27 protein-coding genes and 1 tRNA gene are annotated in these 25051 nt (G+C 73.2%); 10 read left to right on the top strand and 18 right to left on the bottom strand.

Features of this window, described 5'->3' with window-relative positions; all coding sequences use genetic code 11:
- Nucleotides 1-301: 301 nt before the first annotated feature.
- Nucleotides 302-1606: an alpha/beta fold hydrolase gene (locus JWQ92_RS01550; RefSeq protein WP_297342692.1), complete on the bottom strand. Its 1305-nt coding sequence runs from the start codon at nucleotides 1604-1606 to the stop codon at nucleotides 302-304.
- A 220-nt stretch (nucleotides 1607-1826) separates the two neighbouring features.
- Between JWQ92_RS01550 and JWQ92_RS01545 the strand changes: the two genes are divergently transcribed.
- Nucleotides 1827-3125: a glycoside hydrolase family 3 N-terminal domain-containing protein gene (locus JWQ92_RS01545; RefSeq protein ID WP_297342691.1), complete on the top strand. Its 1299-nt coding sequence runs from the start codon at nucleotides 1827-1829 to the stop codon at nucleotides 3123-3125.
- 36 nt (nucleotides 3126-3161) lie between these two features.
- Here the strand turns inward: JWQ92_RS01545 and JWQ92_RS01540 are convergent, their stop codons facing one another.
- Complete coding sequence (locus tag JWQ92_RS01540) at nucleotides 3162-3593, bottom strand: polynucleotide kinase (RefSeq protein WP_297342690.1); 432 nt, start codon at nucleotides 3591-3593, stop codon at nucleotides 3162-3164.
- 147 nt (nucleotides 3594-3740) lie between these two features.
- A complete protein-coding gene (locus tag JWQ92_RS01535; protein WP_297342689.1) occupies nucleotides 3741-5489 on the bottom strand; it encodes a DEAD/DEAH box helicase in 1749 nt (582 codons plus the stop codon).
- Nucleotides 5490-5656: 167 nt separating this feature from the next.
- Here JWQ92_RS01535 and JWQ92_RS01530 point away from each other — a divergent pair, with 167 nt between their 5' ends.
- Both JWQ92_RS01530 and JWQ92_RS01525 read left to right on the top strand, forming a co-directional pair.
- Complete coding sequence (locus JWQ92_RS01530) at nucleotides 5657-6226, top strand: dihydrofolate reductase family protein (protein ID WP_297342688.1); 570 nt, start codon at nucleotides 5657-5659, stop codon at nucleotides 6224-6226.
- A 110-nt stretch (nucleotides 6227-6336) separates the two neighbouring features.
- The gene (locus JWQ92_RS01525; RefSeq protein ID WP_297342687.1) at nucleotides 6337-8469 is read left to right on the top strand and encodes a potassium transporter Kup; all 2133 of its coding nucleotides are present in this window, start codon (nucleotides 6337-6339) and stop codon (nucleotides 8467-8469) included.
- 192 nt (nucleotides 8470-8661) lie between these two features.
- On the opposite strand, the gene JWQ92_RS01520 is transcribed toward JWQ92_RS01525, so the two are convergent.
- From JWQ92_RS01520 to JWQ92_RS01485, 8 genes are all read right to left on the bottom strand, one after another.
- Complete coding sequence (locus JWQ92_RS01520; protein ID WP_297342686.1) at nucleotides 8662-9465, bottom strand: hypothetical protein; 804 nt, start codon at nucleotides 9463-9465, stop codon at nucleotides 8662-8664.
- Complete coding sequence (locus JWQ92_RS01515) at nucleotides 9462-10007, bottom strand: GNAT family N-acetyltransferase (protein ID WP_297342685.1); 546 nt, start codon at nucleotides 10005-10007, stop codon at nucleotides 9462-9464. Before JWQ92_RS01515 ends, JWQ92_RS01520 begins: the two co-directional genes overlap by 4 nt.
- Complete coding sequence (locus JWQ92_RS01510) at nucleotides 10004-10912, bottom strand: cation diffusion facilitator family transporter (protein WP_297342684.1); 909 nt, start codon at nucleotides 10910-10912, stop codon at nucleotides 10004-10006. The genes JWQ92_RS01515 and JWQ92_RS01510 overlap by 4 nt, the downstream gene beginning before the upstream one ends.
- A gap of 72 nt (nucleotides 10913-10984) precedes the next feature.
- Nucleotides 10985-11176, bottom strand: coding sequence for a hypothetical protein (locus tag JWQ92_RS01505; RefSeq protein WP_297342683.1), 192 nt, complete (start codon nucleotides 11174-11176; stop codon nucleotides 10985-10987).
- A gap of 153 nt (nucleotides 11177-11329) precedes the next feature.
- Nucleotides 11330-12574 (bottom strand): AI-2E family transporter, encoded by a 1245-nt coding sequence (locus JWQ92_RS01500; protein ID WP_297342682.1) that lies wholly within the window; start codon nucleotides 12572-12574, stop codon nucleotides 11330-11332.
- Nucleotides 12575-12692: 118 nt separating this feature from the next.
- Nucleotides 12693-13007, bottom strand: a complete 315-nt coding sequence (locus JWQ92_RS01495) for a hypothetical protein (protein WP_297342681.1) — start codon at nucleotides 13005-13007, stop codon at nucleotides 12693-12695.
- Between the two features lie 168 nt (nucleotides 13008-13175).
- The gene (locus JWQ92_RS01490) at nucleotides 13176-14222 is read right to left on the bottom strand and encodes a DUF2510 domain-containing protein (RefSeq protein ID WP_297342680.1); all 1047 of its coding nucleotides are present in this window, start codon (nucleotides 14220-14222) and stop codon (nucleotides 13176-13178) included.
- Nucleotides 14223-14457: 235 nt separating this feature from the next.
- Nucleotides 14458-15414 (bottom strand): aldo/keto reductase, encoded by a 957-nt coding sequence (locus tag JWQ92_RS01485; RefSeq protein ID WP_297342679.1) that lies wholly within the window; start codon nucleotides 15412-15414, stop codon nucleotides 14458-14460.
- A gap of 178 nt (nucleotides 15415-15592) precedes the next feature.
- Here JWQ92_RS01485 and JWQ92_RS01480 point away from each other — a divergent pair, with 178 nt between their 5' ends.
- The gene (locus JWQ92_RS01480; protein WP_297342678.1) at nucleotides 15593-15886 is read left to right on the top strand and encodes a hypothetical protein; all 294 of its coding nucleotides are present in this window, start codon (nucleotides 15593-15595) and stop codon (nucleotides 15884-15886) included.
- On the opposite strand, the gene JWQ92_RS01475 is transcribed toward JWQ92_RS01480, so the two are convergent.
- Nucleotides 15786-16805, bottom strand: a complete 1020-nt coding sequence (locus JWQ92_RS01475; protein ID WP_297342677.1) for a 2-deoxy-5-keto-D-gluconate 6-phosphate aldolase domain-containing protein — start codon at nucleotides 16803-16805, stop codon at nucleotides 15786-15788. The two genes, JWQ92_RS01480 and JWQ92_RS01475, sit on opposite strands and share 101 nt — an antisense overlap.
- Nucleotides 16806-16906: 101 nt before the next feature.
- On the opposite strand from JWQ92_RS01475, the gene orn reads away from it, so the two are divergent.
- From orn to JWQ92_RS01455, 4 genes are all read left to right on the top strand, one after another.
- Nucleotides 16907-17548: an oligoribonuclease gene (orn, locus tag JWQ92_RS01470; protein ID WP_297342676.1), complete on the top strand. Its 642-nt coding sequence runs from the start codon at nucleotides 16907-16909 to the stop codon at nucleotides 17546-17548.
- A 37-nt stretch (nucleotides 17549-17585) separates the two neighbouring features.
- A tRNA-His gene (locus tag JWQ92_RS01465) sits at nucleotides 17586-17661 on the top strand.
- Between the two features lie 31 nt (nucleotides 17662-17692).
- Complete coding sequence (locus JWQ92_RS01460) at nucleotides 17693-18292, top strand: class I SAM-dependent methyltransferase (protein ID WP_297342675.1); 600 nt, start codon at nucleotides 17693-17695, stop codon at nucleotides 18290-18292.
- Nucleotides 18289-18642, top strand: a complete 354-nt coding sequence (locus tag JWQ92_RS01455) for a metallopeptidase family protein (RefSeq protein ID WP_297342674.1) — start codon at nucleotides 18289-18291, stop codon at nucleotides 18640-18642. Before JWQ92_RS01460 ends, JWQ92_RS01455 begins: the two co-directional genes overlap by 4 nt.
- 136 nt (nucleotides 18643-18778) lie before the next feature.
- Here the strand turns inward: JWQ92_RS01455 and JWQ92_RS01450 are convergent, their stop codons facing one another.
- Genes JWQ92_RS01450 through JWQ92_RS01430 form a run of 5 tightly spaced genes read right to left on the bottom strand, consistent with a single transcriptional unit; the run spans nucleotide 18779 to nucleotide 22450 of the window.
- Nucleotides 18779-19063, bottom strand: coding sequence for a hypothetical protein (locus tag JWQ92_RS01450; RefSeq protein WP_297342673.1), 285 nt, complete (start codon nucleotides 19061-19063; stop codon nucleotides 18779-18781).
- Between the two features lie 9 nt (nucleotides 19064-19072).
- Nucleotides 19073-19660, bottom strand: coding sequence for an ATP-binding protein (locus JWQ92_RS01445; RefSeq protein ID WP_297342672.1), 588 nt, complete (start codon nucleotides 19658-19660; stop codon nucleotides 19073-19075).
- Nucleotides 19644-20402, bottom strand: a complete 759-nt coding sequence (locus JWQ92_RS01440) for an energy-coupling factor transporter transmembrane protein EcfT (protein ID WP_297342671.1) — start codon at nucleotides 20400-20402, stop codon at nucleotides 19644-19646. The genes JWQ92_RS01445 and JWQ92_RS01440 overlap by 17 nt, the downstream gene beginning before the upstream one ends.
- A complete protein-coding gene (locus JWQ92_RS01435) occupies nucleotides 20399-21847 on the bottom strand; it encodes an ABC transporter ATP-binding protein (protein ID WP_297342670.1) in 1449 nt (482 codons plus the stop codon). The genes JWQ92_RS01440 and JWQ92_RS01435 overlap by 4 nt, the downstream gene beginning before the upstream one ends.
- Before the next feature lie 3 nt (nucleotides 21848-21850).
- A complete protein-coding gene (locus JWQ92_RS01430) occupies nucleotides 21851-22450 on the bottom strand; it encodes an ECF transporter S component (protein ID WP_297342669.1) in 600 nt (199 codons plus the stop codon).
- A 175-nt stretch (nucleotides 22451-22625) separates the two neighbouring features.
- Between JWQ92_RS01430 and JWQ92_RS01425 the strand changes: the two genes are divergently transcribed.
- Entirely contained in the window at nucleotides 22626-23549 is a 924-nt protein-coding gene (locus tag JWQ92_RS01425; RefSeq protein ID WP_297342668.1) for an LLM class F420-dependent oxidoreductase, read from the top strand.
- Nucleotides 23549-24079 carry a GNAT family N-acetyltransferase gene (locus JWQ92_RS01420; protein ID WP_297342667.1) on the top strand — a complete coding sequence of 177 codons (531 nt, stop codon included), beginning with the start codon at nucleotides 23549-23551 and terminating at the stop codon, nucleotides 24077-24079. Before JWQ92_RS01425 ends, JWQ92_RS01420 begins: the two co-directional genes overlap by 1 nt.
- A 1-nt stretch (nucleotide 24080) precedes the next feature.
- On the opposite strand, the gene JWQ92_RS01415 is transcribed toward JWQ92_RS01420, so the two are convergent.
- A partial coding sequence (locus JWQ92_RS01415; RefSeq protein ID WP_297342666.1) for a molybdopterin-dependent oxidoreductase occupies nucleotides 24081-25051 on the bottom strand: 971 nt, incomplete at its 5' end.

Genomic DNA, 25051 nt, shown 5'->3' with positions numbered 1-25051 from the left:
GGTTGCAGGTTCGAGTCCTGCTCGGGGCGCAGGTCCCCAGGACCGGCGACCCGGCCAGATCGAGAAGCTGCCCGTGACGTGGGCCCCGCTCGAGCAGTCCGTCGAGGCGCCGGAGCCGACGTGGGCGCGCTGCACGCCGGTTGAGCATCGGGGGTGGTGGAGCAACCACTGGTCGCTCCACCACCCTTCAATCGCTTCGGCCATCCGCTCTCACCGCGGGAGCCTGTCCGCGAGATAGCTGCCGCCGGCAGGCGGATCACGCGTACGCCGCGGACGTTCGGTCGCGCCAGGCCGGAGACAATCAGCGGAGGTGGCCGCCCCGTTCGTCGAGCTGCCGCAGCAGATGCCGCACGACCTCGCCGCCGCTCGCCGCGATGCCGTCATGCTCCCACTCGTTCGTCACCCAGGTCGTCAGGTTCGCGACCTCGCTCGCAGTCTGCAGCTGCAGGTCGGCGTCGACGTAGAGGTCGTCGAAGTACACGGCCGCCGCGACGGGGACCTCGTTGGCGGCGAGGCGCACGAGGTCGTAGCGGGCGGGCCAGTCCGTACGCTGCTGGAGCAGCTGGACCGCGGGCCCGAACGGCCGGAGCAGACGGATCTCCTCGAACATCCAGGGGAAGAACATCTCGCCAGTGAACCGCAGCGGGCGGACGTCCTCCCCGAACTCCGGGTGACGGTCGTGCTCGGCCTGCGCCGCCCACCGGGTGGCGCCGGAGGAGTCGTCGGTGTACTCGGCGGCCTCCTGGAGCGCAGCCCACAGCGGATCGTCTGCGAAGGAGGTGGCCGTCAGGGCCGACTCCAGGAACGTGTCGGAGAGGCGCCCACCACTGCCGAAGGCCGTGTCGAGCAGCCAGTGCAGCTCCTCGAAGCCGTGCTGCATCCCGAAACGGGCGCCGCCGAGGAACTGCAGGCGGCGGACCGTGAGCCGATCGCCGTCCGGTAGCCGCACGTCGCCGTCTGAGAGCAGGTCCGCGATGTGCCCGATGAGCGCGATGTCTTCCGGGTACCGCCGCTCGAACCGGAGGTTCTTCGCGAGCGCCCGCGGGTAGGTGCGGCGGTAGAGGTCCGCTGCGTCGGGATGGAGGGAGGCGAGCCCGCCCGTGACCATGCAGGCGGCCAGTCCCTCCGGCGCGGCCGAGAGGTACTCGAGGGTGATCCAGCCTCCATAGCTCTGCCCGAACGTCGTCCAGCGCCGGCCGTCGAACACCGTTCGCCGCAGGTGCTCGGCGTCACGGACGATGGAATCCGCGCGGAAGAAGGCGAGGTAGGTCGCGGCCTGCTCGGCGGAGCCGAACGATGCCATCCGGGCCGCATCGACCCGCGTGCTGCGTCCTGTGCCGCGCTGATCGAGCAGCACGACCCGATAGCGGTCGAGCAGCACTCCCAACCACCCGCCGGCGTCGAGAGGCCGCGGCGACTTGCCGCCCGGGCCGCCCTGCAGGAACAGGACCAGCGGCAGATCCTCGTGCCTCCGATGGGCCGCGACGACTTCGCGGGCGAAGACCGTGATCGTCGGGCTGCCGTCCGGGCCGGTCCAGTCCAACGGCACCGCGATCTCGTGCTCGCGCACATGCAGCCCGGGGATCGTGTACTCGGCCGTGATCATGCGTCCATCCTGCTCCGCACGTGCACCCGTGCTGCGGCGTCGCCTCGTCCACCCACGCGACGGGTTCGGCCGGCCGGGTCGAGTCAGGATCAGGCTCCCCACGACATGCCCTCCGAGTGCCGAGGTCGAATGCGGGTCCTGCGACGCCTGTCCGCGACGGCCGCGATCCCGGCGTGCCCCGGCGGGCGTGTCGATCCCCCCGCGGGAGTACCGTGCGCGGATGGTCCGCCGGTTCGCCCGGGGCGCCCTCCCACGAGGGTCCTCGCGGGTACCAGGGACGACCTCGCAGGCCGCCGCTCCGGGCCTCATCACGCCCGCGGATTCCGGGCCGCGCAACGGCGCCGCCACAGGAGCCGGGATCCGCCCCGGCCGTCCGTTCCGCCTCCACAGGACCGCCGTTCTCTTCCTCGCCCCGGCGCTGCTGGTGGCCGCGCTGACCGTGGGGCAGGGCGGCCCTGCGGTTGCCGCACGGGGTGCCACCTCTGCTGCGCCGACCGCGCAGCAGATCTTCAACGGCATGACGGACGCGCAGCGCGTCGGGCAGCTCCTGATGGTCGGATGCCCGAGCACGACGGTCTCCAGCACCTGCCTCGCGATCATCCGATCCCAGCACGTCGGGTCGGTGATCCTCGACGGCACCAGCACGCTCAGCGTCTCGGCCGAGCACGGCGTCACCGCCGGACTGCAGAAGGCCGCCCCGGCGTCCACGAAGCTCTTCGTCGCGACGGACCAGGAGGGCGGACTCGTGCGGCGCATGCGCGGGCCGGGCTTCACCGACTACTCGACGGCGCTCGTGCAGGGGACGTGGAACACCGCCGACCTGCAGTACTGGGCCACCACCTGGGGCACCCAGCTGAGGACGGCCGGGATCGACCTCGACCTCGCTCCCGTGCTCGACACGGTTCCGACCGGCGACACCCGCAATCCGCCGATCGGTGATCTCGACCGTGAGTACGGCCACTCCGTCGCGCGCGTGACGGAGAAGGGCATCGCCGTCCTCCGCGGGCTGACGTCCGAGGGCGTGGACACCGCTGTCAAGCACTTCCCGGGGCTCGGCCGCGTGACGGCCAACACGGACACGACGGCGCACGTGACCGACCCCATCACCACCGCAACGAGCGCCTCCTTGAAGCCGTTCGCCGCGGCCATCGCCGCCAGGACCCCGTTCGTGATGCTGTCGACGGCGGTCTACACCCGGATCGACGGCAAGAACCCGGCCGCCTTCTCGCACACGATCGTCGCGGGCCTGCTGCGCACGACCCTCGGCTTCCACGGAGTCGTGATCAGCGACGACCTCGGCGCGGCGAAGCAGGTGGCCTCGTACGCGGTCGGTGACCGCGCAGTCCGCTTCGTCGCCGCGGGCGGGGACATGGTCCTGACCGTGAAGCCGGCTCAGGCGAGCACGATGGAGTCGGCGATCCTCGCCCGGATGGCGGCGAGCGCGGCCTTCACCAAGCAGGTCCACGCCGCGGTGCTCCGCGTCCTGCAGGCGAAGCACGCCCGGGGGCTCCTGCACTGAGTCGGAGTCGCGCCGTGCCGCCGACCCGGATCCGGTCTAGAAGTCCCCGGGCGCGACCTGCCAGCACTGGAGTCCGAGCGACCGCCACATGTCCACGACCCGTCGTCGGTCGTCGATCACGAGCACGACGTTGTACCGCCCGCGGATGTGGCGTTCGTAGAGCTCCCGCTTCACGATCGCGTCGTTGCGGGGATCGCCGGTCGCGCGCATCCGGAGGGCGTCGTAGACGACCCCGTGGCGGTCGAGCCATCGCTCGGTGGGCCGGCGGTCCTTCTCCTGACGCCCGGACACGAGCACCACCGCCCGGTCCTGCCGAGCTTCGGTCGTCCCGTCGAACAGCCAGCTGTGCGCCACCCAGGCCACCTGCTCGTTCAGCTCGTCGACCTCGGCCGTCGACGCGTCGTAGGGGTCGCGGTCGCCGATGATCGCGAGCGTGCCGTCGAGGTCGATGAGCACCGCGTCGGGCACGCCCGGGACCCGGGGCGGGGGTTGCGGCTTCGGGGACCGGTCGCGCTGCTGGCGGCCTCGGCGGTTCAGCGCTCCTCCTCGGTCAGCGGACGTACCAAGCCTGCGCACCGTGCCTGGAACGTTCGCTGAGCGCGCCCGGCGGCCCGGTCAGCGCTGGCGGGGCTTCCGCGGCGGCCCGTCGGCGGAGCGCCGGCCCGGAGCCCCCCGATCCGGCCGCAGCTGGATCAGCTTGCCGCTGATGCGGGTGCCGCTCAGCCGGTCGAGCACCTCCCCGGACAGGTCTGCGGGCAGCTCGACCAGGGAGAAGTCGGGGCGGATGTCGATCGCGCCGAAGTCCTCCCGGCGCAGCCCACCCTCGTTGGCCAGCGCCCCCACGATCTGCCGCGGCTCGACCTTCTGGCGCCGGCCGATCTCGATCCGGTAGGTCGTCCGTGGACCGGACGGCGCGTTCCGGCGCTCCCTGCGCTCCTCCTCGTGGCGGCGGTCGCCGTCGCCGTCGCGCTCGGCGCGGTCGAAGCGTTCGCTCCGGTCGTCCTCCGGATCGAGCAGCAGCGGGGTCTCCCCCTGGGCGACGACGGCGAGCGCCGCTGCGACGTCGGCCTCGGGCACGTCGTGGTGCTCGACGTAGTGGCCGATGATGTCGCGGAAACGGCGGATGCGCTCCTGCTGTTCGAGGGCCGCCGTGATCTGGTCGTCGAAGCGGGCCAGCCGGGTGGCGTTCACGTCCTCGGTGGTCGGCAGCTGCATCTGGGTGAGCGGCTGCCGGGTGGCCCGCTCGATCGCGGTCAGCAGGCGCCGCTCCCGCGGCGTGACGAAGCTGACGGCCTCGCCGGACCGGCCCGCACGTCCCGTCCGCCCGATGCGGTGCACGTACGACTCGGTGTCGATGGGCAGGTCGAAGTTGATGACGTGGCTGATCCGCTCCACGTCGAGGCCGCGCGCAGCCACGTCCGTCGCGACGAGGACGTCGAGCTTCCCTGCCTTCAGCTGGTTCACCGTCCGCTCCCGCTGCGCCTGCTGCACGTCCCCGCTGATCGCCGCGGCCGCGTAGCCCCGGGCCCTGAGCTTCTCGGCCAGCGTCTCCGTCTCGTTCTTCGTGCGGACGAAGACGATCATCGCCTCGAAGTTCTCCACCTCGAGGATCCGGGTGAGGGCGTCGACCTTCTGCGGGTAGGACACGACGAGGTAGCGCTGCCGGGTCGTCGCCGACGTCGTCGTCCTCGCCTCGACGGTGATCTCCTCCGGCTCACGGAGGTACTGGGCGGAGATCCGCCGGATCTGCGGCGGCATCGTCGCCGAGAAGAGGGCCACCTGCTTGTCGGCGGGGGTCTCCGCGAGGATCGTCGCGACGTCCTCCGCGAAGCCCATCCTCAGCATCTCGTCGGCCTCGTCGAGCACGAGGTACTTCAACGCGGAGAGGTCGAGGGTGCCCGTGTCGAGGTGGTCCATGATGCGGCCCGGCGTGCCGACCACGATGTGGACGCCGCGCCGCAGCGCGGAGAGCTGCACGCCGTAGCCCTGACCGCCGTACACCGGCAGCACGCGCACGCCCTTCAGATGCGCGGCGTAGCTCTCGAACGCCTCGCAGACCTGCAGCGCGAGCTCGCGGGTCGGTGCGAGCACGAGCGCCTGCGGGCTCGTCTGGGCCAGGTCGAGGCGGGAGAGGATCGGCAGCGCGAACGCCGCGGTCTTGCCCGTGCCGGTCTGCGCCCGCCCGATGACGTCGCGGCCGGCCAGGAGCGACGGGATCGTCGCGGCCTGGATGGCGGACGGGGTCTCGTAGCCGACGTCCTTCAGCGCCTTGAGCACGGGCGGCGCGAGCCCGAGGTCCGCGAACGAGCGCTCGGGGCGGGGCTCGCCGTCCGGTTCGGCGTCGGTGTTCTCTGCAGCAGACACGGCCCAACGCTACCCATGCGGGATCCGGGGATCGCCGGGAACGGGCACGCAGGCGGCCACGTGCGTGCCCGTTCTCGCGGTGGCGGTGTTGAGCCGGCGTCGGGAGGACCGTAGGTTGCAGAAGTGCAGCCGGACCGCGCCGGACCGCAGGACGAAGGAGTTCGAGCATGCAGAAGCTCGTCGCGCTGGTGTTCAACTACTCCCTGAACGGCCTGCTCGCCGATCCGGACACCGACTTCTGGACCTACTGCTTCGACCTGCTCGACGACCACGGCGGCCCCGACCACGACGACGAGTCGATCGACCTCCTGCAGTCGGCCTCCGCGCACGTGATGGGGCGCGTCGCGTACGAAGGCATGGCCGAGAACATGCCGACCGCGGTCGACCACCCGTGGTCGCCGATACTCAACGCCGGCAGGAAGCTCGTCTTCTCGAAGACCCTGCAGACGGCCGACTGGGAGAACACCTCCATCGTGTCCGGGGACACGGCCGCGGAGGTCGACGCCCTGCGGCAGGAGGGCGACGGCCACATCATCGTCTGGGGCGGCGTGACCATGTGGCGGTCGCTCATGCAGCTCGATCTCCTCGACGAGTTCCGCATCAGCATGTACCCCTACCTGACGAGCACGGGCACGCTGCTGTTCGACGACGTGCCCGAGGGCTACCGGTTGGACCTGGTGTCCAGCACGCCCTCGACCGGCGGCCTGCTCGAGCTGCACTACCGCCGGCACCGCTGAGCGTCGGCGGGCGCGGAGCGACCGGGGTCGCTCCTGGCCGACACCGGGCCCACGCTGACGTAGCCTCGCCTGATCGAGACGGCCGGAAGCGGCCTCTGTGAAGGAGGATCGTGGCGACGACGGCGTCGAACCGGGGCAGGGACGGATCCATCGCGGATCCGGCCGTGGCCGACGGGCAGGCAGCAGGGCCCACTGCGGCGGGCGACGACGCCGAGCCGCAGGCGGCCGACGACACGGCCACCCAGGACGCTCCCGAGCAGGAGGCGCCCGGCGAGGAGATGCTCGCCGGCAGCGACTCGGCGCCGGCGCCGGTCGAGCAGGCCGAGCCCGCCTCGGGCCGGCGCGGTCGGTCCAGCCCGCGCAGAGGCCTCGTGATGCTCGCGCTCTCCGCCCTCGGCGTGGTCTTCGGCGACATCGGTACGAGCCCGCTCTACGCGCTGAAGACGGTCTTCACGATCGACAGCGGCGTGGTGCGCGCCACCCCCGGCGACGTGTACGGGGTCGTGTCGCTGATGTTCTGGAGCATCACGATCATCGTGTCGATCAAGTACCTCGGGGTGCTGATGCGGGCCGACAACGACGGCGAGGGCGGCGTGATGGCGCTCGCAGCCCTCGCGCAACGGCTCTACAAGCACGCGGGCCGGCAGTCGAACGGGCTCATCGTCGTCGGGATCGTCGGCGTGGCCCTGTTCTACGGCGACTCGATCATCACGCCCGCCGTCAGTGTGCTCTCCGCCGTCGAGGGCGTGCAGGTCGCGGCGCCTGCGATCTCGCACCTGATCGTGCCGATCTCCGCCGTGATCCTCACGATCCTCTTCGCGGTGCAGCGGTTCGGGACGGGCAAGGTCGGCAACCTGTTCGGTCCCGTGATGGTGCTGTGGTTCGCGGTGCTCGCCGTCGCCGGCGTCGCCGAGGTCGTGCGGCACCCCTCGGTGCTGCAGGGGCTGTCACCCACCTGGGCCGTCTCGTTCGTGTTCGCGCACCCGTTCATCGCCTTCGTGGCGATGGGTGCCGTGGTGCTCGTCATCACGGGCGCGGAGGCGCTGTACGCCGACATGGGGCACTTCGGTCGCTCACCCATCCGCCGGGCGTGGTTCTTCCTCGTCTTCCCGGCGCTCACGCTCAACTACCTCGGCCAGGCGGCGCTCGTCCTGCGGCAGCCGAGCGCGAAGTCGAACCCGTTCTTCCTGCTGTTCCCCGACTGGGCCGAGATCCCGATCGTGGTGCTCGCGACGGTCGCGACCGTCATCGCGAGCCAGGCCGTCATCTCCGGTGCCTTCTCCCTGTCCCGCCAGGCGGTGCAGCTCGGCCTGCTGCCGCCGCTGACCATCCGCCAGACCTCGAAGCAGGAGAGCGGGCAGATCTACCTGCCCGTCGTGAACGGCCTGCTCTTCCTCGGCGTGCTCGCCGTGATGCTGACCTTCGGCTCCTCCGCGCGCCTGGCAACGGCGTACGGGGTGTCGGTGACGGGCGCGCTCGTCGTCGACACCCTCCTGATGCTGATGGTCGCGCCGCTGCTCTGGCACTGGCGGCCCTGGAAGATCGTGCTCGCGGCGATCGCGTTCGGCGGCCTCGAGCTGACCTTCCTCGCCGGCAACCTCTCCAAGGTCGCGCACGGCGGCTGGGTGCCGCTGCTCATCGCCGTCGCGGTGCTCACGGTCATGACCACCTGGCGGCGCGGCCGGCAGATCGTCTCGACCGACCGGGTGGAGAAGGAGGGCTCGCTCGCCGAGTTCGTCGAGGACATCCGGCGCGAGAACGTGCAGAGGGTCCCGGGCATCGCGATCTTCCCCCACCCCAACGCCGAGACGACGCCGCTGGCGCTCCGTGCGAACGTGGAGCACAACCACGTGCTCCACGAGCGGGTCATCATCGTGTCGGTGAGCGTGCTTCGGATCCCCTACGTGCCGCTCGAACGGGCGTTCGCGTACGACGACCTCGGCTACTCCGACGACGGCATCGACCATCTCACCATCCGGTTCGGATTCTCCGAGGCGCCGGACGTGCCCGATGCGATCCGCGCCGCGACCCGGGCCGGCGTGATCGACATCCCCGAGGACCAGCTCGAGCAGGCCTCCTACTTCATCTCCCGGGGCGCGATCCGCACGAGCCGCACGCCGCGGATGGCGCGCTGGCGGCGGTCGCTGTTCATCGGTCTGGCGCACAACGCCGCCGATCCTGCCGCCCGCTTCCGGCTGCCGTCCACCCGGACCGTGACGATGGGCAGCGACGTCGAGCTGTAGCCGCGAGGACGACCGGATGAACGACGGAGGGACGCGACGTCGGCGGGGCTGCCGGACGCCGGCTGGTGGGTGGTCGGGGAGACGGGAGGACCGAAGGGCGACGTCGACCTCGACGAGGTGCTGGAGTTCGCAGCCGCGAACGGCATGCTCGACACCGGGCCGGCCGCCGAGGTGTGAGCTGCGCGGACGCCGTCAGGCGCCGGTTCCGGCCCACTCCAGCACACGCAGCGACCGGGCGGTCGCGATCCGGTCCCCGACGGGACCGAGCTCGAGCAGCGGACGGCCGGGATGCGGCACGGCGGCCCATGTGCCGTCGGCGCGCTGCAGGCCGCGGATCACCATGACCGCCTCGTGGATCCGCGGATCCGGATCACGACCGCTCGCGCTGAGGTGCCCGAGTCCGCGCAGCACGTCGTAGCACCAGTACCCCGGCACGTGCGGGGTGCACCAGGTCTCGTCGATCAGGGTGCCGTCCGTGCGCCGACGCAGCAGCCGCCGCTCGAGCAGGAACTCCTCGCCGCGGAGCCGCGCCGCCGCGATCGTCTCGTCGGGGCCGGTGGCCCGCTCGGCGGCGAGCAGTCCCTCGAGCACGCAGATCGTCGAGTGGAAGGAGGACCGCACACTGCGCGGCGCGTCGCAGTTCCATCCGCCGTCATCGAGCTGCTCGGCGAGCAGCCGGTCGACCAAGGCGGCGCTCTGATGCCCGAACGCAGCGCCGAGCGACAGCACGCGACCGTTGACGCACGCCTCCGTCTCGCCGTCGAAGAACGGTCGCCCGCCGTTCCGCGGCTCCCACCGCACGCGCTCGTGCACGAGCCCGACGGCCCGCCGCACCCGCGCATCGGAGGGATCGGCGCCGAGCTCGCGTAGTAGCCACAGGGCGTCGGTGGTCGACTCCCACTCGTCGCCGTCGTAGACGCCGACGCCCCAGCCGCCATCGCTCCGTTGCAGGTCGAGCAGGCGCGCGACGAGGTCCGCCTCCGGCCCGCCCATCACGGCTGCACCGTGCGGATGAAGTGGTCCGGGGGCACCTGAGGACGCCCGGGCACCGGCCGGGTCGTCTCGGCCCAGCGGCCCTGCCCGAACACCGCGCCGGCGACGCGGCGCCAGAACGCCGCGGCGGACGGGTTGTCGTGCTGGAACCCGATCTCCCAGGGTCCGGCATGCCGTGTCAGCACCTCGACCGCGAGCGCTCGGCCGAGCCCGGTGCGGCGCAGCGGCGGCGCGACCCAGAAGCCGACGATCGTGCGCCGGTCCGCGGCGAGCCCGTCGACGAGCGCGAACGCGACCGGCGCGTCCTCCCCCGTGTTCGGATGCGGTCGCCACACGAGGTAGCCGGCGCCGTCGGGTGACGGGAACGCCTCGAGCGCGCGAGCCTGGTAGCGGCCGTCGGCGTACGGGAGCCCCTGCACGACGTCGGCGAGGTCGTGCCGGAACGCCTGCCAGAGCCAGGCGACGACGCCCCACTCGTCGTCCCCGACGGGTCGCAGCGACGTGCCGTCCGACAGACCGCCGGTCGTCGATCCCGCTGCACTCACCGGTGGGGCGTGTGCTCGTGGGCGCGGTGCCGCTCGGGCTCCAGCTGGAAGGTCGAGTGCTCGACGCTCACCGGGAAGTGCTCGGCGACGCAGGCCTGCAGCTCGTCGAGGATCCGGCTCGTGTGCCCGTCCACGAAGCAGCGGTCCTCGATGGTCACGTGCGCGGTCAGCACCGGCAAGCCGGTCGCGATCTGCGTCGCGTGCAGGTCGTGCACCGCGAGCACGTGGGGCTGCTCGAGCAGGTGGGCCCGCACGAGCTCGAGGTCGAGGCCGGCGGGCGTCGACTCGAGCAGCACGTCGACGGTCTCCCGTAGCAGGACGAACGCGCGCGGGAGGATCAGCACGCCGATCAGGATCGCGGCGACCGCGTCCGCCCGCTGCCAGCCGGTGGCCAGGAGGACGATGGCAGCGGCGACGATCCCCACCGCGCCGAGGGCGTCGTTGGCGACCTCGAGGAACGCGGCCCGCAGGTTGAAGGAGGATCCCCGGGCGCCGGTCAGCACGGCGATCGAGGCGAGGTTGCCGGCCAGCGCGACGACGCCGAAGACGAGCAGCGGCCCGGCGGCGACATCCGGCGGGTCGAGGAGCCGGCCGACGCCCTCCACGAGCACGAAGAGCCCGACGCCGAGCAGCACGGCCGCCTGCGCCGTCGCGGCGAGGACCTCGGCGCGCGCGAAACCCCAGGTGCGGCGGTCCGTGGCCGGCCGGGCGGCGAGCGTCGCGGCGAGCAGTGCGACGCCGAGGCCGCCGGCGTCCGCGAGCAGGTGCCCGGCGTCGACGATCAGGGCCAGGCTGCGGGTGAGGATCGCCCCGACGATCTCGGCGAGCAGGATCGCCGCGGTGATCGAGAGGGCCACCGCGAGCCGCGTCCGCCCGGCCGTCCCCGCTCCGTGCTCGTGCGCCATGCCACCTCCTCGGCCGACGGCGCCGACACTACTGCCGCACGCCGACGCGAGCGGCGCGAGCGGACGCGGAGGTCAGCCGAGGAGGGTCAGGCCGGTGACGCCGAGCACCGCGACGGCGACCGCCGCCACCGCGCCCGCGGCGATGAGCACGACCTCGCGCAGGGAGAGTCCGGGCAGATCGGCCTGCTCGTCCTCGGGGCTCTCGTCGCCGAACGGCCGGCCGTATCGGATCGCAGCCGCTGAGGTGGTCGTGTGGACGGACATCGCGATCGCTTCCCGGGACCCGAGGCCCCATTCGCCTGCCGCGGCGGCGTGCACCGCGATGAGGCCGAACCTAGGTCTGCGCGGGACGCCGGAACAGCCGGGGAAGCAGGGGTCTTCGGTAACGGTCCGGCCACGGCCGGGCGTGGCGAAGCACTACGCGGTCGTCGTGACGTCGCGCGGGCGCGGATCGTCGTCGCGCCGCGGCGACGGATCGCCCTCCTCGGGCACGGGGCCGGTCGGCGGTGGCGCCTTGCCCTTCCACTCGCCGCCGGCGACGTACTTCACCGCGGAGTTCGTGGCGGCGGCGAGCGGCACCGCGAACACGGCCCCGACGATCCCGGCGAGCACCGATCCGCCGGCGACGGCGAGCACGACGGCGATCGGATGCAGGCGCACGGCACCGCCCATCAGCAGCGGGTGCAGCACGTGGCTCTCGACCTGGTTGACCGCGACGACGCCGGCCAGCATGACCACGGCGTTGATCGGTCCGTTGTAGACCAGCGCGGCGAGCACGGCGAGCAGGCCGGTCGTGACGGCGCCGACGATGGGGATGAACGCGCCGAGGAACACGAGCACCCCGAGGGGCACCGCGAACGGCACCCGGAGGATCGCGGCGATGATCCCGATCGCGATGCCGTCGATCAGGGCCACGACGATCTGCACCCGCACGTACTCGTGCAGGGACAGCCACGCGGCCTTCGCGGCCCCGTCGACCGCGGCACGCGCCTTCCGCGGGGCGAGCCGCACGCACCAGCGCCAGATCCCGGGGCCGTCGATGAGGAAGAACAGGGTGATGAACAGCGTCAGCAGCACGGCAACGAGGGTGTGGATGAGCACGTCCGCGCCGGTGAGGGCCCCTGCGGCGATCTTGCTCGAGTTCGACTTCAGGTAGTCGGTGGCGGAGGTGACGGCGTTGTTCACATCCGTCTGACTGATGCCGAGGGGCGAGTTCCGCAGCGCATCGAGGGTGGTCTTGTAGAAGGCGACGACATGCGTGCTGAAGCCGCTCACACCGCTGTTCACCGTGAAGACGACCAGCGTGACGAGACCGCCGACGACGATCACCATCACGAAGAACGTGACGAGCACCGCGAGCCACTTCGGGAGACGGCGTCGCAGAAGGAGGTTCTTGAGCGGCGTGAGCAGAGCGGAGAGCAGGACCGCGACGACGAGCGGGATGACGATCTCGCCGAGCCGTGCGAGCAGCGCGATGAACGCCAGCACGACGATCGCGATCGCGATGAGGCGCCACGCCAGGCCGCCCGCGAGCCGGATGCCGAAGGGCAGGGCCGCCTCGGAGTCCCGGGTGGACGCGAAGCCGGTCGGGTCGGGCGCGGGGACCTCGCTGCGGCGCGGCGGGTGGCTCGGGGAAGGGCCGTGGGCGGCGGAGCCGCTCATCGGAGCGGGTTCGTTCGGGAAGGCATCCGCACACCGTGCCAGCAGGAGCCTGGGGTCCCGCTGCTCGCCGCACGGAAGAAGGCTGGGTCGGTCCTGCGCGCTGCCGGTATGCGGCGGCTCATCCCGCGGCGTCGGCCTCCAGCGCCGCCAGACGCGCCTCCAGGTCGTGCACCCGCTCCTCGAGACCACCGACGCGCTGCAGCGACGGATCCTGCAGCTCGGCGAGTGCGCCCGTCAGCTTGCCGACGAGCCCCGCGACCTCGGCGGGCGAGAGCCGCAGGCTCCCGACGCATCGGTCCTCCCGCCAGAGGCTGAGCGTCACGAGCCCCGACGGCGGGTGCGGTGACACCCGCACCGCGCGGGTGTTCGCCCGCGCCGCTTCCCACGTCCAGCGCCCGTCGGGCTGCTGGTTCGGCACCGCCTGCAGCGTCATGGGCTCACGATCCACCTCGTGCGCCGATCGCGCCAGAGGGAGGAGCGGATCCGTCGCGCCGGCGCTCACGCGAGGCCGCACCTCATCCCCTCGTGACCGCACCCGGTGCCGGGGTGAGGGTCCCGAGCGCGGTCATCCGCGGGCCTCCCGCGCCGGCGGCCCGGCTGCTCAGAGCCAGTACGTCGTGTCGTCCACGCTCCGCCACAGCGTGCCGGTCTTCAGCGCGGTGTCGTAGAGCGCGATCGCGACCTGACCATGGTCCGGGCTCATCGCGTACCGCACCTCGGCCCCCTTCGGTATCGGCCCGACCACGTCGCACGAGCCGTCGTCGCCGATCGTGAAGAGCACCCGGGTCTGCGGGTCCTCGTCGAGTCTCGTGGGCCACCCGTTCGTGTCCTTCACGTACGACTGCAGGCCGCTGCGGAGGGAGTCCGACTCCCAGCTCAGCCAGTCCTGCATGTGCCGCGCCTCGGTCTCCCGGTAGGTGGAGGCCGGCATCGCCGTCTCCGGCGCCGTCAGCACACCGCATCCGGCGGAGGCGGAGCTGATCGAGCGGATCCCGACCGCCGTGTAGGTCGTGAGCACGTCGTCGGGCAGCGCGCTCGGCGGCTGCACCTGCAGCGGCTGACTCGGGGTCGGGATCGGTGCCGCGCTCCGGGACGGCGCCGCGGGTGCGGCCGCCGCTGACCCGGCGCTGGAGCCGCAGGTCCCGTCTAAGGTTCCGCTCGTCCCCGGGTCGGAGGTGATCCCGACGGGCACCAGCAGCAGGAGGAGCATGAGGAGCGAGCCGATGGTGCCGGCCGCGATGCCGATGATCGGCGCGGCGAGCGCGGAAGCCAGACCTGCCGTACGCAGGCGCAGCGCACGCACGCCGTTGATCACGGCGAGCACGCCGCTGGTCGACAACCACACGGAGTTCGCGTCGGAGGCGATCGCCGCGACCGCGATCGCGAGCGACGCCAGGCCGAGACCGAACGACCACCAGGCCGGTCCGTTGTGCAGCACCCCGAACGTCCGGACGGCCGGAGCCGGCTGGATGGCAGGAGCGAGAGGAGCGGCCGGGCCCGAGGCGCGACGACGGGTGTGCTCGCTCCAGGCGATGCCGTTCCACCAGCGGTCGACAGCCCCGTTCGGGTCCTGCGGGTCGGGGTACCAGCCGGGCTGGGGTGTCCCGGCCGCCGCGGTCGATGCGGCGACGGGATCGAGGGTCGTCATCAGGAATGCGCTCGTTCGGGGTAGTCGGACGGGATCGCATTCACGCTATTGATCGACGGTCCTCCCTCGAAGTCCCCGTTCTCGCGCCCGGGGAAACCTGGGCAGGGGTGGGCAGCTCATCCGCGCATTCCGTCTGCTCCACGTCGCGGACGGAGGAACCGGTCGCCGACGGAGGACCCACACGGCCCTTTCGTCCTCCGTTCGCGACGAGGTCCGCCGCCGCCGACGTCCCGGCTCAGGCGGGGAAGAGCGCGTCGATCCGCTCGAGCTCCTCGGGCGTCACCGGCGGCACCTCCGCCGCTGCGGCGTTCTGCCGCACCTGCTCGGGACGGGTGGCGCCGGCGATGACGCTCGAGACGGACGGGCGCGCCAGGAACCAGGCCACGGTGACCTCGAGCAGGCTCGAACCCCGCTCCGTCGCAAGCGCCTCGAGCGACTCGATCGCATCCCACGGGGCCTGCTCGTGGATGTACGGCCGCTGCCTGGCGATCCGCGAGTCGGACGGCAGCTCGGTACGGCTGAACTTGCCGGTGAACAGGCCGTTCGCGAAGGGGAAGTACGGCAGGAAGCCGAGCCCGAACCGCTCGACGGCCGGAAGCACCTCCCGCTCGACGCCGCGGGAGATGAGGCTGTACTCGTCCTGCGCGGAGACGAAATGCCGCCGGCCGGTGAGCGATGCGGTCAGGTGCGCCTCGGCGATCCGCCAGCCGGGCAGGTTCGAGTGGCCGAAGTAGCGGATCTTGCCCTCGGTCACCAGCTCGTCGAGCGCCTCGATCGTCTCCTCGATGGGCGTCGCGGGGTCGGGCGTGTGCAGCTGGTAGAGGTCGATCCAGTCCGTGCGCAGTCGCCGCAGGGACCCTTCGACGGCGAGCCGCACGTAGCGGCGCGAGCCCTTCGCGCCCCACGACGGCAGCGGCGACGGCATCTCGGCGTGCCCGAACTTCGTCGCGATGACGACCTCGTCGCGGCGACCGCCCAGCGAGCCGCCGAGCAGCGTCTCGCTCGCGCCGAACTCGGCGCCGTAGACGTCCGCAGTGTCGATGAGGTTGATCCCGGCCTCAAGCGCGGCGTCGACGACCGCGTCGGTGCCCTCCTGGGTGATCGTCACCGTACCGGTCCGGCCGAAATTGTTGCCGCCGAGGCCGACGGCGGAGACGCGCAGGCCGGAGGTCCCGAGGTTGCGGTAGTGCATGCCTGCCACGCTACGGGCGCGGACGGGAACGTTCCTGACCGCGGCGGCCGCCGGCGTCGCGCAGGCTCGTGACGCACGACGACTGGACGAGGGGCGACACGGTGCCCCCGCGCCGCTGAGCAAACCGGTGCCGCGTCCGCCGCGAACACCCTGCGGGGCGACGCGGAAGGACCGGAGCATGCCGACGCTGCTGCGCAACCAGGACATCCATGGCGGGACGCTGGAGCTGGGCCGGATGTCGATGATCCTCGCCTGCAGCTTGACCGCGGTCACCGTGCTCGCCCTGGAGGGCGACGTGCAGCTCGCCGGGTCGACGTTCCGCGACTGCGACCTGCGGAAGGTGCCGGCTCGGGCGATCCAGGACTGCCGGCTCATCTCCTGCCGGTTGCCGTCCTCCCTCGACGCGGGGCGGAACCGGGTCGAGGCACCGCTCGTGCAGTCCGCGCGCTCGCTGCGGCCGCGGTTCGAGTAGGCGCTCTGCCCTCGAGGGCGGCGAGGTACGTGCGTACGAAGCCGGTGTAGTTCTCGGCGATCCGCCGCCGCGCCTCCGCCTCGTCGAGCTCGCCCGAGAGCCGACCCTCCAGGACGTCCCACCAGATGCTGCGGCCGATCGCGAAACCGAGGAAGCCCTCGACCGGTGCCGCGATGCGCAGCCACTCGTCCAGCTGCTCCGTCGGCGCGTGGCGGCCGAGCACGATGCACTGGGCCGTGCGGCCGTCCCGGCGGGCGGCCGCCGCGATGCGCTCCGCCGCCTCTCGCGTCGCGAGCCCCTCGATCTTCCAGATCGCCGGCTCGACGCCGTGGTCCTGAAGGAACTCCATGGCCTGCACCGTGAGGCCCGGGCGGACCTCCGCGTCGTAGCGGCCGCTGTCCCCGCCGACCTTCGCGAGGTCGTCGTCCGTCGCGGCCACGAGCAGCTCGAGGATGAGCGCGTGCCCGCCCTCGGTCGACCAGGCCGACACCTCGGCGAGGCGCTCGGCCTGCTGCGTCCGCTCGCCGGCGTCGAGGCCGGGGTTGTCGCGCACGAGCACCTTGGCGTGGTCGGTGCCGAAGAACTCCGCGTGGCTGCGCCAGTCGGCGCCGTACGCGAAGTCGAACCACTGCTGCCCGCTCGCCTCGATCGGCATCGCGAGCGCGACGGACTCGTCCTGGCCGGCGAGCACGGCGGGTGACGCCCCGTACTGCTCGTCGACGAGGAAGCCCGCCCGGGCGCCGTCGGGCAGGTCGGCGACGGCGTCCAGCAGCCCGCGGAAGACCAGCAGCTTGTTCGCGGCGATGCTCGCGGCCTCGACCGGCGTCGGCGCGGACTCGAGCTCGTACAGCTTCTGCTCGATGCTGTCGCGCTGATCCATCGCCAGGAGGAACAGATGCGGTGTGGAGGTGGATGCCATGGGGCCATGATCCGCGCGGCGGCTGCGCCTCCGCCGAGCACACCGGTCGCGCGGCCGCACGTCCGTGAGATGCCCTCGGACGCGCTGGGTACAGTGGGCGGATGGCCGCCGCTGATCGTCTCGTCTGGATCGACTGCGAGATGACGGGGCTCGACCTGGGGATCGACGAGCTCGTCGAGGTCGCCGCCGTCGTCACCGACTTCGACCTGAAGCCCCTCGACCCCGGCTTCGACATCGTCATCAAGCCGAGCGACGAGTCCTTCGCCCAGATGGGCGAGGTCGTCCGCACGATGCATTCCGCCTCGGGCCTCATCGAGGCGATGCAGCACGGCGTGAGCCTCGGCGAGGCCGAGTCGCGGGTGCTCGAGTACCTGCAGCGCTTCACGAGTCCCGGCCAGGCGCCCATCGCGGGCAACACCATCGGCACGGATCGGTCGTTCCTCGTGCGCTGGATGCCCCGCGTCGACGCGCACCTGCACTACCGCAGCATCGACGTCTCCTCGATCAAGGAGCTCGTGAAGCGCTGGTTCCCCCGCGTCTACTACAACGCCCCGGCCAAGCACGGCGGTCACCGCGCGCTCGCGGACATCCTCGAGTCGATCCGCGAACTCGACTACTACCGGCGTGCGGCCTTCGTCGCCCTGCCGGGTCCGACGTCGGAGCAGGCGCAGGCCGCGGCCGCCGAGGTGACGCAGGCCTTCGCGCCGCAGCCGCCTTCGGGATCCGCCCCGGCCGTGCAGTAGACTCATGGCCGCTCGACGCCCGGCGTCGGGCATCGTGGTGGGCGTAGCTCAGTTGGTAGAGCGCTGGCTTGTGGTGCCGGATGTCGCGGGTTCGAGTCCCGTCGTCCACCCCATCCCTCTCCCCCGGCTCCCAGTTCGGGCGCGATGAGCGACGCGGACGCCGGGTTCTGGGACGCCGAGGCCGAGCACTTCGACGAGTCCGCCGACCACGGGCTGCGCGATCCGGCGGTCCGGGCCGCCTGGCGGTCGCTGCTCGACGCCGTGCTGCCGGCGACGCCCGCCGATGTGGCCGATCTCGGCTGCGGGACGGGGAGCCTCGCGCTGCTCGCCGCGGAGGCGGGGCATCGGGTGACCGGCGTCGACTTCGCCCCACGGATGCTCGACCAGGCCGCCCGCAAGTCCGCCGCCGCCCGGCTGCCGGTGTCCTGGATCCTCGGGGACGCGGCAGCGCCGCCGCTGCCCGACGGCGCGTTCGACGTCGTGCTGGAGCGCCACGTGCTGTGGGCGCTGCCCGATCCCGCCGCCGCGCTCGCAGCGTGGGGGCGCCTGCTGCGACCGCACGGGGTGCTCGCGCTCGTCGAGGGCCGATGGTGGACCGGCGCGGGCCTCCCGGCCGACGAGGTGCGGCGGCTCGTCGAGGAGTCCGGACGGACGGTGGAGGTCGTGCCGCTGCCCGATCCGGCGCTGTGGGGCGCCCCGATCGAGGACGAGCGCTACCTGGTCCTCGGCCGGAGCGACGGATGAGCGACGGATGGCTCTCGGCCGAGGCGTTCGAGGCGATCGTCGTCGACGAGCTCGATGCACTCCCGGACGAGATGGTCGACGGACTCGAGAACGTGGCGTTCGTCGTCGAGGACGCGCCGGACGACGGCGAGGAGCTGCTCGGCCGCTACGACGGCGTCGACCTTCCGCACCGCGACCGGTACGGGTTCGGGGAGCTGCCCGACCGCATCGTGCTCTTCCGGCTCCCCCACCTCGCGGCCTGCGCGACGGAGGAGGAGCTGCGCGACGAGGTGCACACGACGCTCGTGCACGAGATCGGGCACTACTTCGGGCTCGACGACGACCGGCTCCATGAGCTCGGGTGGGCCTGACGGGCCCACCCGGAGGCCGACGGGGGTCTCCCGCAGCGTGCCGTCCGCCTGCTCGCGTCCGGTGCCGTGCCCGATCCGCCCACTGCGCGGATGCGCACGGCACGGGTGCGTGCGGCTGGCGCGGCCCCGGTGCGGGTCAGATGTGGCGGGACTCCTCGTTCGGGTCGGACTGCCCCTGCAGGTTGTCGCTGTCCTTCGCGTCGAAGCGGAACTGCACGTACTGCTCGCCGTTCAGCTCGCGGGTGTCGTCGGCGACGTAGTCGAAGAGGGCCTCCGTGCCGTCGACGAGGGCGACCTGCGTGAGCCGCTGCTCCGGCTGCCCGTCGACGAGGTAGCGGTGCTCGGTCGTGCCCTCGAGCGGGCCGTCCAGGTACTCGGCGACGTAGCGGTCGGGCTCGGCGGACGGGATGCTGGCGCTCATGCTCCGACGCTATCGCAGGCCGCCGGAGGGACCCTCAGGGATGCGCACGCCGCCGCGCAGCACGAGGTCGGCGAGGGCGACGGGCGGGTGACGCAGGGCGTGCCGATGCTCCTGCAGCGCCCACCGCCGATGGCCGGGTAGCGTCGAGGGCGGGTCGCGCCGGGCGATCCGCGCGGTGCGCACGGGGGTGGCGACGTCGAGCACGACCGCGACCGCGGCGAACCGCCTCGACGCGCTGGTGAGCGCCCCGCAGCCCTCCACGACGAGCGGGCCGCCTGGTCGCAGCCGACCCGTGCCTGCCCGCCGGCCGGCCGCCCAGTCCCAGGTCGGCCACTCCGCGAGCCGGCCGCCGGCGAACGCCGGCAGGACGCGGTCCGCGAGGACCTCGGCCGCCGCGTCCAGCCCGTCCCACCCGCAGTACAGGTGCTCCAGGTGCAGCACGCGCGCACCGAGCCGCGGGGCGAGCCAGGCGGCGAGGCTCGTCTTGCCGCTGCCCGAACGGCCCTCGAGGAGCAGGACGCCCGTGGATCCGATCCCCGGCCGGAGTCGGGCGAGCAGCGCCGTGGCCGGAACCGCGCCGTCAGGTGAGGACGACACGGTAGCTCCCGGTGGCGAGGCCGAGGCCGACCGCGAGCGCCACGACGAGCAGTCCGGCGGCGAGCGCCGCCAGGTCGGGCCGCCCGAAGGTGGACGGACGGGACCAGGTGCGGCGCTCGGCCGCGCCGAGGCCGCGCGCCTCCATCGCCGTCGCCAGCAGCCCCGCGCGCCGCAGGGCGACCACGAGCAGCGCGAAGACCTGGCCGGGAAGGCGCCGGATCCGGTTCGCGTCCCCGACGCCGCGGGCGCGGCGGGCGAGCGCGATCGTCCGCCAGTCCTCGCCGAACACCTCGACGAGGCGCACCGCGGCGAGGCCGGCGAGCACGAAGCGCGCGGGCAGGTGCAGGCGGGAGCCGAGCGCGTCGGCGAGCCGGGTCGCATCCATGCCGGCGAGGAGGAGCGCCGCAGGCAGGCCGATGGCGAGGATGCGCAGCGCGGTGGCGAGGGCGAGGGCGAGGGAACCGTCACTGACGACGACGAGCCACCATCGCAGGTGCACGGCACCCGAGGTGCGGCCGTAGAGCGAGATCGTCGCCCCGGCGACCGCGGCGCCCGTGAGCAGGGGCAGCGCGCGGCGCGCGAACCGCGCGAGCCGGAGGCCGGCGAGGGGCGCGAGCAGCAGCTCGACGGCCACAGCGACGGCCGCGGTGACGACGTCGACGCTGGCCAGCAGCACGAGGTCGACGAGCAGCGCGACCCCGATCGCGGTGAGCGGGTTGATCCGCTCCCCGATCGGCGTCATGCGAGCACCGCGCGTTCGTGCTCGAGGGCGACCCGGCCGTCGGCGAGCGCCACGAGCTCGGGGTCGTGGGTCGCGGCGACGACCGCGGCGCCGTCGTCGACGCCCTCGAGCAGCAGCTCGACGAGCGCGGCCCACGTGCGGGCGTCCTGGCCGAAGGTCGGCTCGTCGAGCAGCAGGAGGCGCGGCGGCACGGCGAGGGCGCTGCCCACGGACAGCCGGCGCTGCTGGCCGCCGGAGAGGGTGAACGGGTTCGCGTCGGCGAGGCGGACGAGATCGAGGCGCTCCAGCAGCTCGTCCACCCGAGCCGCGACGGCGCGGGGCGGACGACGGAGCGCGCGCGGCCCGACCGCGAGCTCGTCCCGCACGGTGCCGGCGAGGAACTGGTGCTGCGGCGACTGGAAGACGACGGACACGCGGCCGAGCAGGTCGCGGGAGCGCCACTCGGAGGGCCCCCCGCGAAGGCCGCCCGCGAGCCACGGCGCCGGGACGACGCTCCCGGCGACGGGTGGCAGCAGGCCGCCAAGCGTGAGCGCGAGGGTCGTCTTGCCGAGGCCGTTCGGGCCGGTGAGCGCCGTCAGACGGCCGGAGGGCAGCTCGAGGTCGGGAACGGCGAGCACGGGACGCCGGTCCCGCCCGACGAGGAGACCCGACGTCGCCAGGACCGGCCCGGACGCCGCGAGCGGGGCGCGACGGATGGCGGGCGAGCGCCCCGGCACCCACACGCCCTGCTCGGCGAGCGAACGGCCCTGCGCCGCCAGCACGGCAGCCGGCGCCCCGTCCGCGACCACGGCACCGTCGGCGCCGAGCACGACGACCCGGTCGACCGCGTCGGCCCACACGGCGACCCGGTGCTCCACCACGAGGAGCGTCGCCCCGGTCGCTGCGACGGACGAGACCACCGCGTCGCGCACCTCGGTCACCCCGGCCGGATCGAGGTTCGCGGTGGGCTCGTCGAGCAGCACGAGACCGGGACGCATCGCGAGCACGCCCGCGAGCGCCAGCCGCTGCTGCCGGCCGCCGGACAACCGGGTCGACGTCGCGTCGAGCGGGATGTCGAGCCCCACCGCCGCGAGCGCCGCGACGACCCGGGAGCGCACCTCGTCGGCCGGCACGCCGAGGTTCTCCGCGCCGAACGCCGCGTCGTCGCCGACCCGCGGCAGGATCACCTGGGACTGCGGATCCTGCAGCACGAGCCCCGCGCGGCCGGGCGTCGCCCGCGGCGGCCGCCCGTCGACGAGCAGGGCCCCCCGCGACTCGCCCTGGTCCTCGGCGAGCACTCCCGCGAGCGCGGCGAGCAGGGTCGACTTGCCGCTGCCCGAGGGGCCGAGCAGCAGCACCCGCTCCCCCGCCTCGATGACGAGGTCGAGACCGTCGAGGGCCCACGGCCGGCGGCCGGCATGCCGCCACCCCCACCCGCGCGCCTCGACGGCGGCCGCTTCGGCCATCGGCTAGCCGACGCGTTTCGCGTCTCGGCCGGCCGCGAACCGGGACAGGGCCCCGGTGCGCGCGAGCGCCCGGACGAGCAGCCAGGAGAGGAAGCCGAAGACCGCGCCGGACAGCATCGTCGAGGTCGCGTACACGACCGTGAACAGGGGCGTCGAGCCCTGGTAGTAGAGCAGCAGGTCCACGACCGTCTCGCCGAGCCCCGCGCCGGCGCCCGCGAGGAACGCGATGCCGGGTCCGAAGCGGCGGTAGAGCACCAGCGCGAAGACCAGCTCGGCGCCCGCGCCCTGCACCGCGCCGGACAGGAGCGTCGTGACTCCCCACTGGTTGCCGACCAGCGCCTCGATGACCGCGGCGACGAGCTCGGCGTAGATCGCCGCACCGGGGCGGCGCACGACGAGCCCGGCGAGCACCCCGGCGAACAGCCAGGGACCGTTGACGAGGCCCTGCAGCCCCGGCAGGAGCGGGGTGAGCAGCGCGGCGGGCCCCTGGTAGGCCACAGCCCACGCGATGAAGACGACGCTGCAGGCCGCCGCGATCACGCTCGCGACGACGATGTCGACGACGCGCCAGGTGGTGGAGCGGGGCCGTTCGAGAACGGTCATGATGTCGTGCCCTTCGTCAGGCACGGGCGGAGATGGAGAGGCCTCCCTGCGCCGGCATGATCCGGATCAGGTTCCGGGACGCGGTCCCCCGCGCCCCACGGTCGAAGCTTGGATCAGCTTCCTCTCAGCCCGGCTCACCGGACTCCCGTGTAGGGGCGAGCATACGCTGGCGGGCATGGAAGTCTGCGTCTTCACGGAGCCCCAGCAGGGAGCGGACTACCTCACGCAGCTCGCGCATGCCAGAACGGCGGAGGAGCTCGGCTTCACCGGGTGGTTCCGCAGCGACCACTACCTGCACATGGCGCACATGGGTCCGAACGCCGACGGGATGCCCGGGCCCACCGACGCGTGGACCACGCTCGCCGGGCTGGCCCGGGAGACCGAGCGGCTCCGGCTCGGCACGCTGGTCTCCAGCGCGACCTACCGGCATCCGGGGATCCTCGCCATTCAGGTCGCGCAGGTCGACGCGATGTCCGGCGGCCGCGCGGAGCTCGGCCTCGGCACGGGCTGGTTCGAGGCCGAGCACGCCGCATACGGCATCCCGTTCCCGAAGCGGCGGTTCGGGCTGCTCGAGGAGGAGCTGGCGATCATCACCGGCCTCTGGACCACCCCGCTCGGCGACACCTTCTCCTTCGAGGGCGAGCACTACCGCCTCGCCGACTCGCCCGCGCTGCCGAAGCCGGTGCAGCGGCCGCTGCCGCTCATCATCGGGGGGCTCGGTCCCGCGCGGACACCGGCGCTCGCGGCCCGCTACGCCACCGAGTACAACGCCGGCTTCGTCGACGAGCCGACGATCCGGGAGGCGTTCGCCCGGGTCGGGGACGCGGCGGAGGAAGCCGGCCGGGCCCGAACCGGCCTGCGCTACTCCATCGCGCAGCCGGTCGCTGTCGGCCGCACCGAGGCGGCGTTCCGGGCGCGGGCCGAGCGCATCGGGGCGGATCCGGAGCACCTGCGGGCCGTGAACCTCGGCGGCACGATCGCGGAGGTCGGCGACCGCATCGGCCGGTACGCCGACCTCGGCGCCGACCGCGTCTACCTGCAGTGCATCGACCTGCACGACCTCGACCTGCTCGCCGAGCTCGCGGACGGGCTGCTGTGATGGCGTTCCTCGAGCACGACCTCGGCGGCGGTGCCGCGCTCGCGCTCCGGGACCTCGGCACCGTCGCCGAGTCGCACCGGCTCACCGTGGCGAACCTCGACCGGCTCCGCGTCTGGGAGGACTGGGCCCACGGGGAGCAGACCGAGGAGGCGGCCAGGGCCTACACGCGCAGCCAGCTCGCCGCGTTCGCGGAGGGACGGTCGCTGCCGCTGACGATCCTGCAGGACCGCGTGATCGTCGGCAGCGTCGGGGCGCGGATCGACCTCCAGCGCGAGACCGCCGAGCTCGGGTACTGGATCGACCAGGCGGCCGAGGGCCGGGGCCTCGTCACGCGGTCGGTGCTCGCCGTCGTCGAGCACCTGCGGACGGAGCGCGGGGTGCAGCGCTTCGAGATCCGCACGGCGGTGCACAACCGGCGCAGCCGTGCGGTCGCGGAGCGGTCCGGCTTCGAGCTCGAGGGCGTGCTGCACGCCGCCTTCCGCGTCGGGGCGGCGCGCCACGACGTGGCGATCTACGGACGGACGGGCTGAGTCAGCCGACCCGGACCTGCACCGTGTGGAGGCCGGTCGCGCCGTCGGGCGCGACGTCCTGCGTCCGCGCCGTCTGCACCAGTCCCGTGCGGTCGGTGGCGCGCACCCGGAGCACGTGGGTGCCGCGCGTGGCCGTCCAGCGGAAGCGCCACTGCCGCCAGACGTCGACGGACGCCTCGGCGGCGAGCTCGCAGTCCCGCCAGGGCCCGTCGTCGATCTGGAGCTGCACCCGCTGGATCCCCGTGTGCTGCGCCCACGCGACGCCGGCGACCGCGACGACGCCCGGCCGCACGGCGCCGCCCGGCACGTCGATCCGGCTCGAGACCTTGACGGGACCGCGCGCGGAGTAGCCGCGGGTCGTCCAGTACGCGGTCGCCGCCGAGAACCGGGTGACCTCCAGGCGCTGCAGCCACTTCGTCGCCGACACGTAGCCGTAGAGGCCGGGCACCACCATCCGCACGGGGAAGCCGTGCAGCGCCGGCAGCACGGCGCCGTTCATCCCGACGGCGAGCACGGCGTTCCGCCCGTCGGTGAGGGTGCTGAGCGGCGTGCTGGCGGAGAAGCCGTCGGCGCCGGTCGAGAGCACCATGTCCGCGCCGGTCCTGGGCCGTGCCCGCGCGAGCAGCTCGCGGATCGGTACACCGAGCCAGGTGGCGGTGCCGATCAGGTCACCGCCGACCTCGTTGGAGACGCACATGAGGGTCGTGCGGCTCTCGGTGAGCCCCATCGCGAGCAGCTGCCGGTACGTCACCCGGATCGGCAGCTCGACCTCACCGGTGATCTCGAGGGCCCAGGTCGCCGGATCCAGCTGGGGCGGCGACAGGCTGATGTCGATGCGGTAGAAGTCCGGCGTCGGCGTGAGGAAGGGCGCGACACCGGGGACGCCGAGGGACACGCCTGCCGGCAGGGCCGGCGCCCGGGACGCCGGCGCGGGCAGACGCACGCGGGCGATCGCCTCGGTCACCCGGCGGC

The sequence above is a fragment of the Amnibacterium sp. genome, from assembly GCF_025463795.1.
Lineage (GTDB): Bacteria > Actinomycetota > Actinomycetes > Actinomycetales > Microbacteriaceae > Amnibacterium.
Note: the sequence above shows the minus strand (reverse complement) of the source record. Positions and strands in the feature narration are given on the sequence as shown.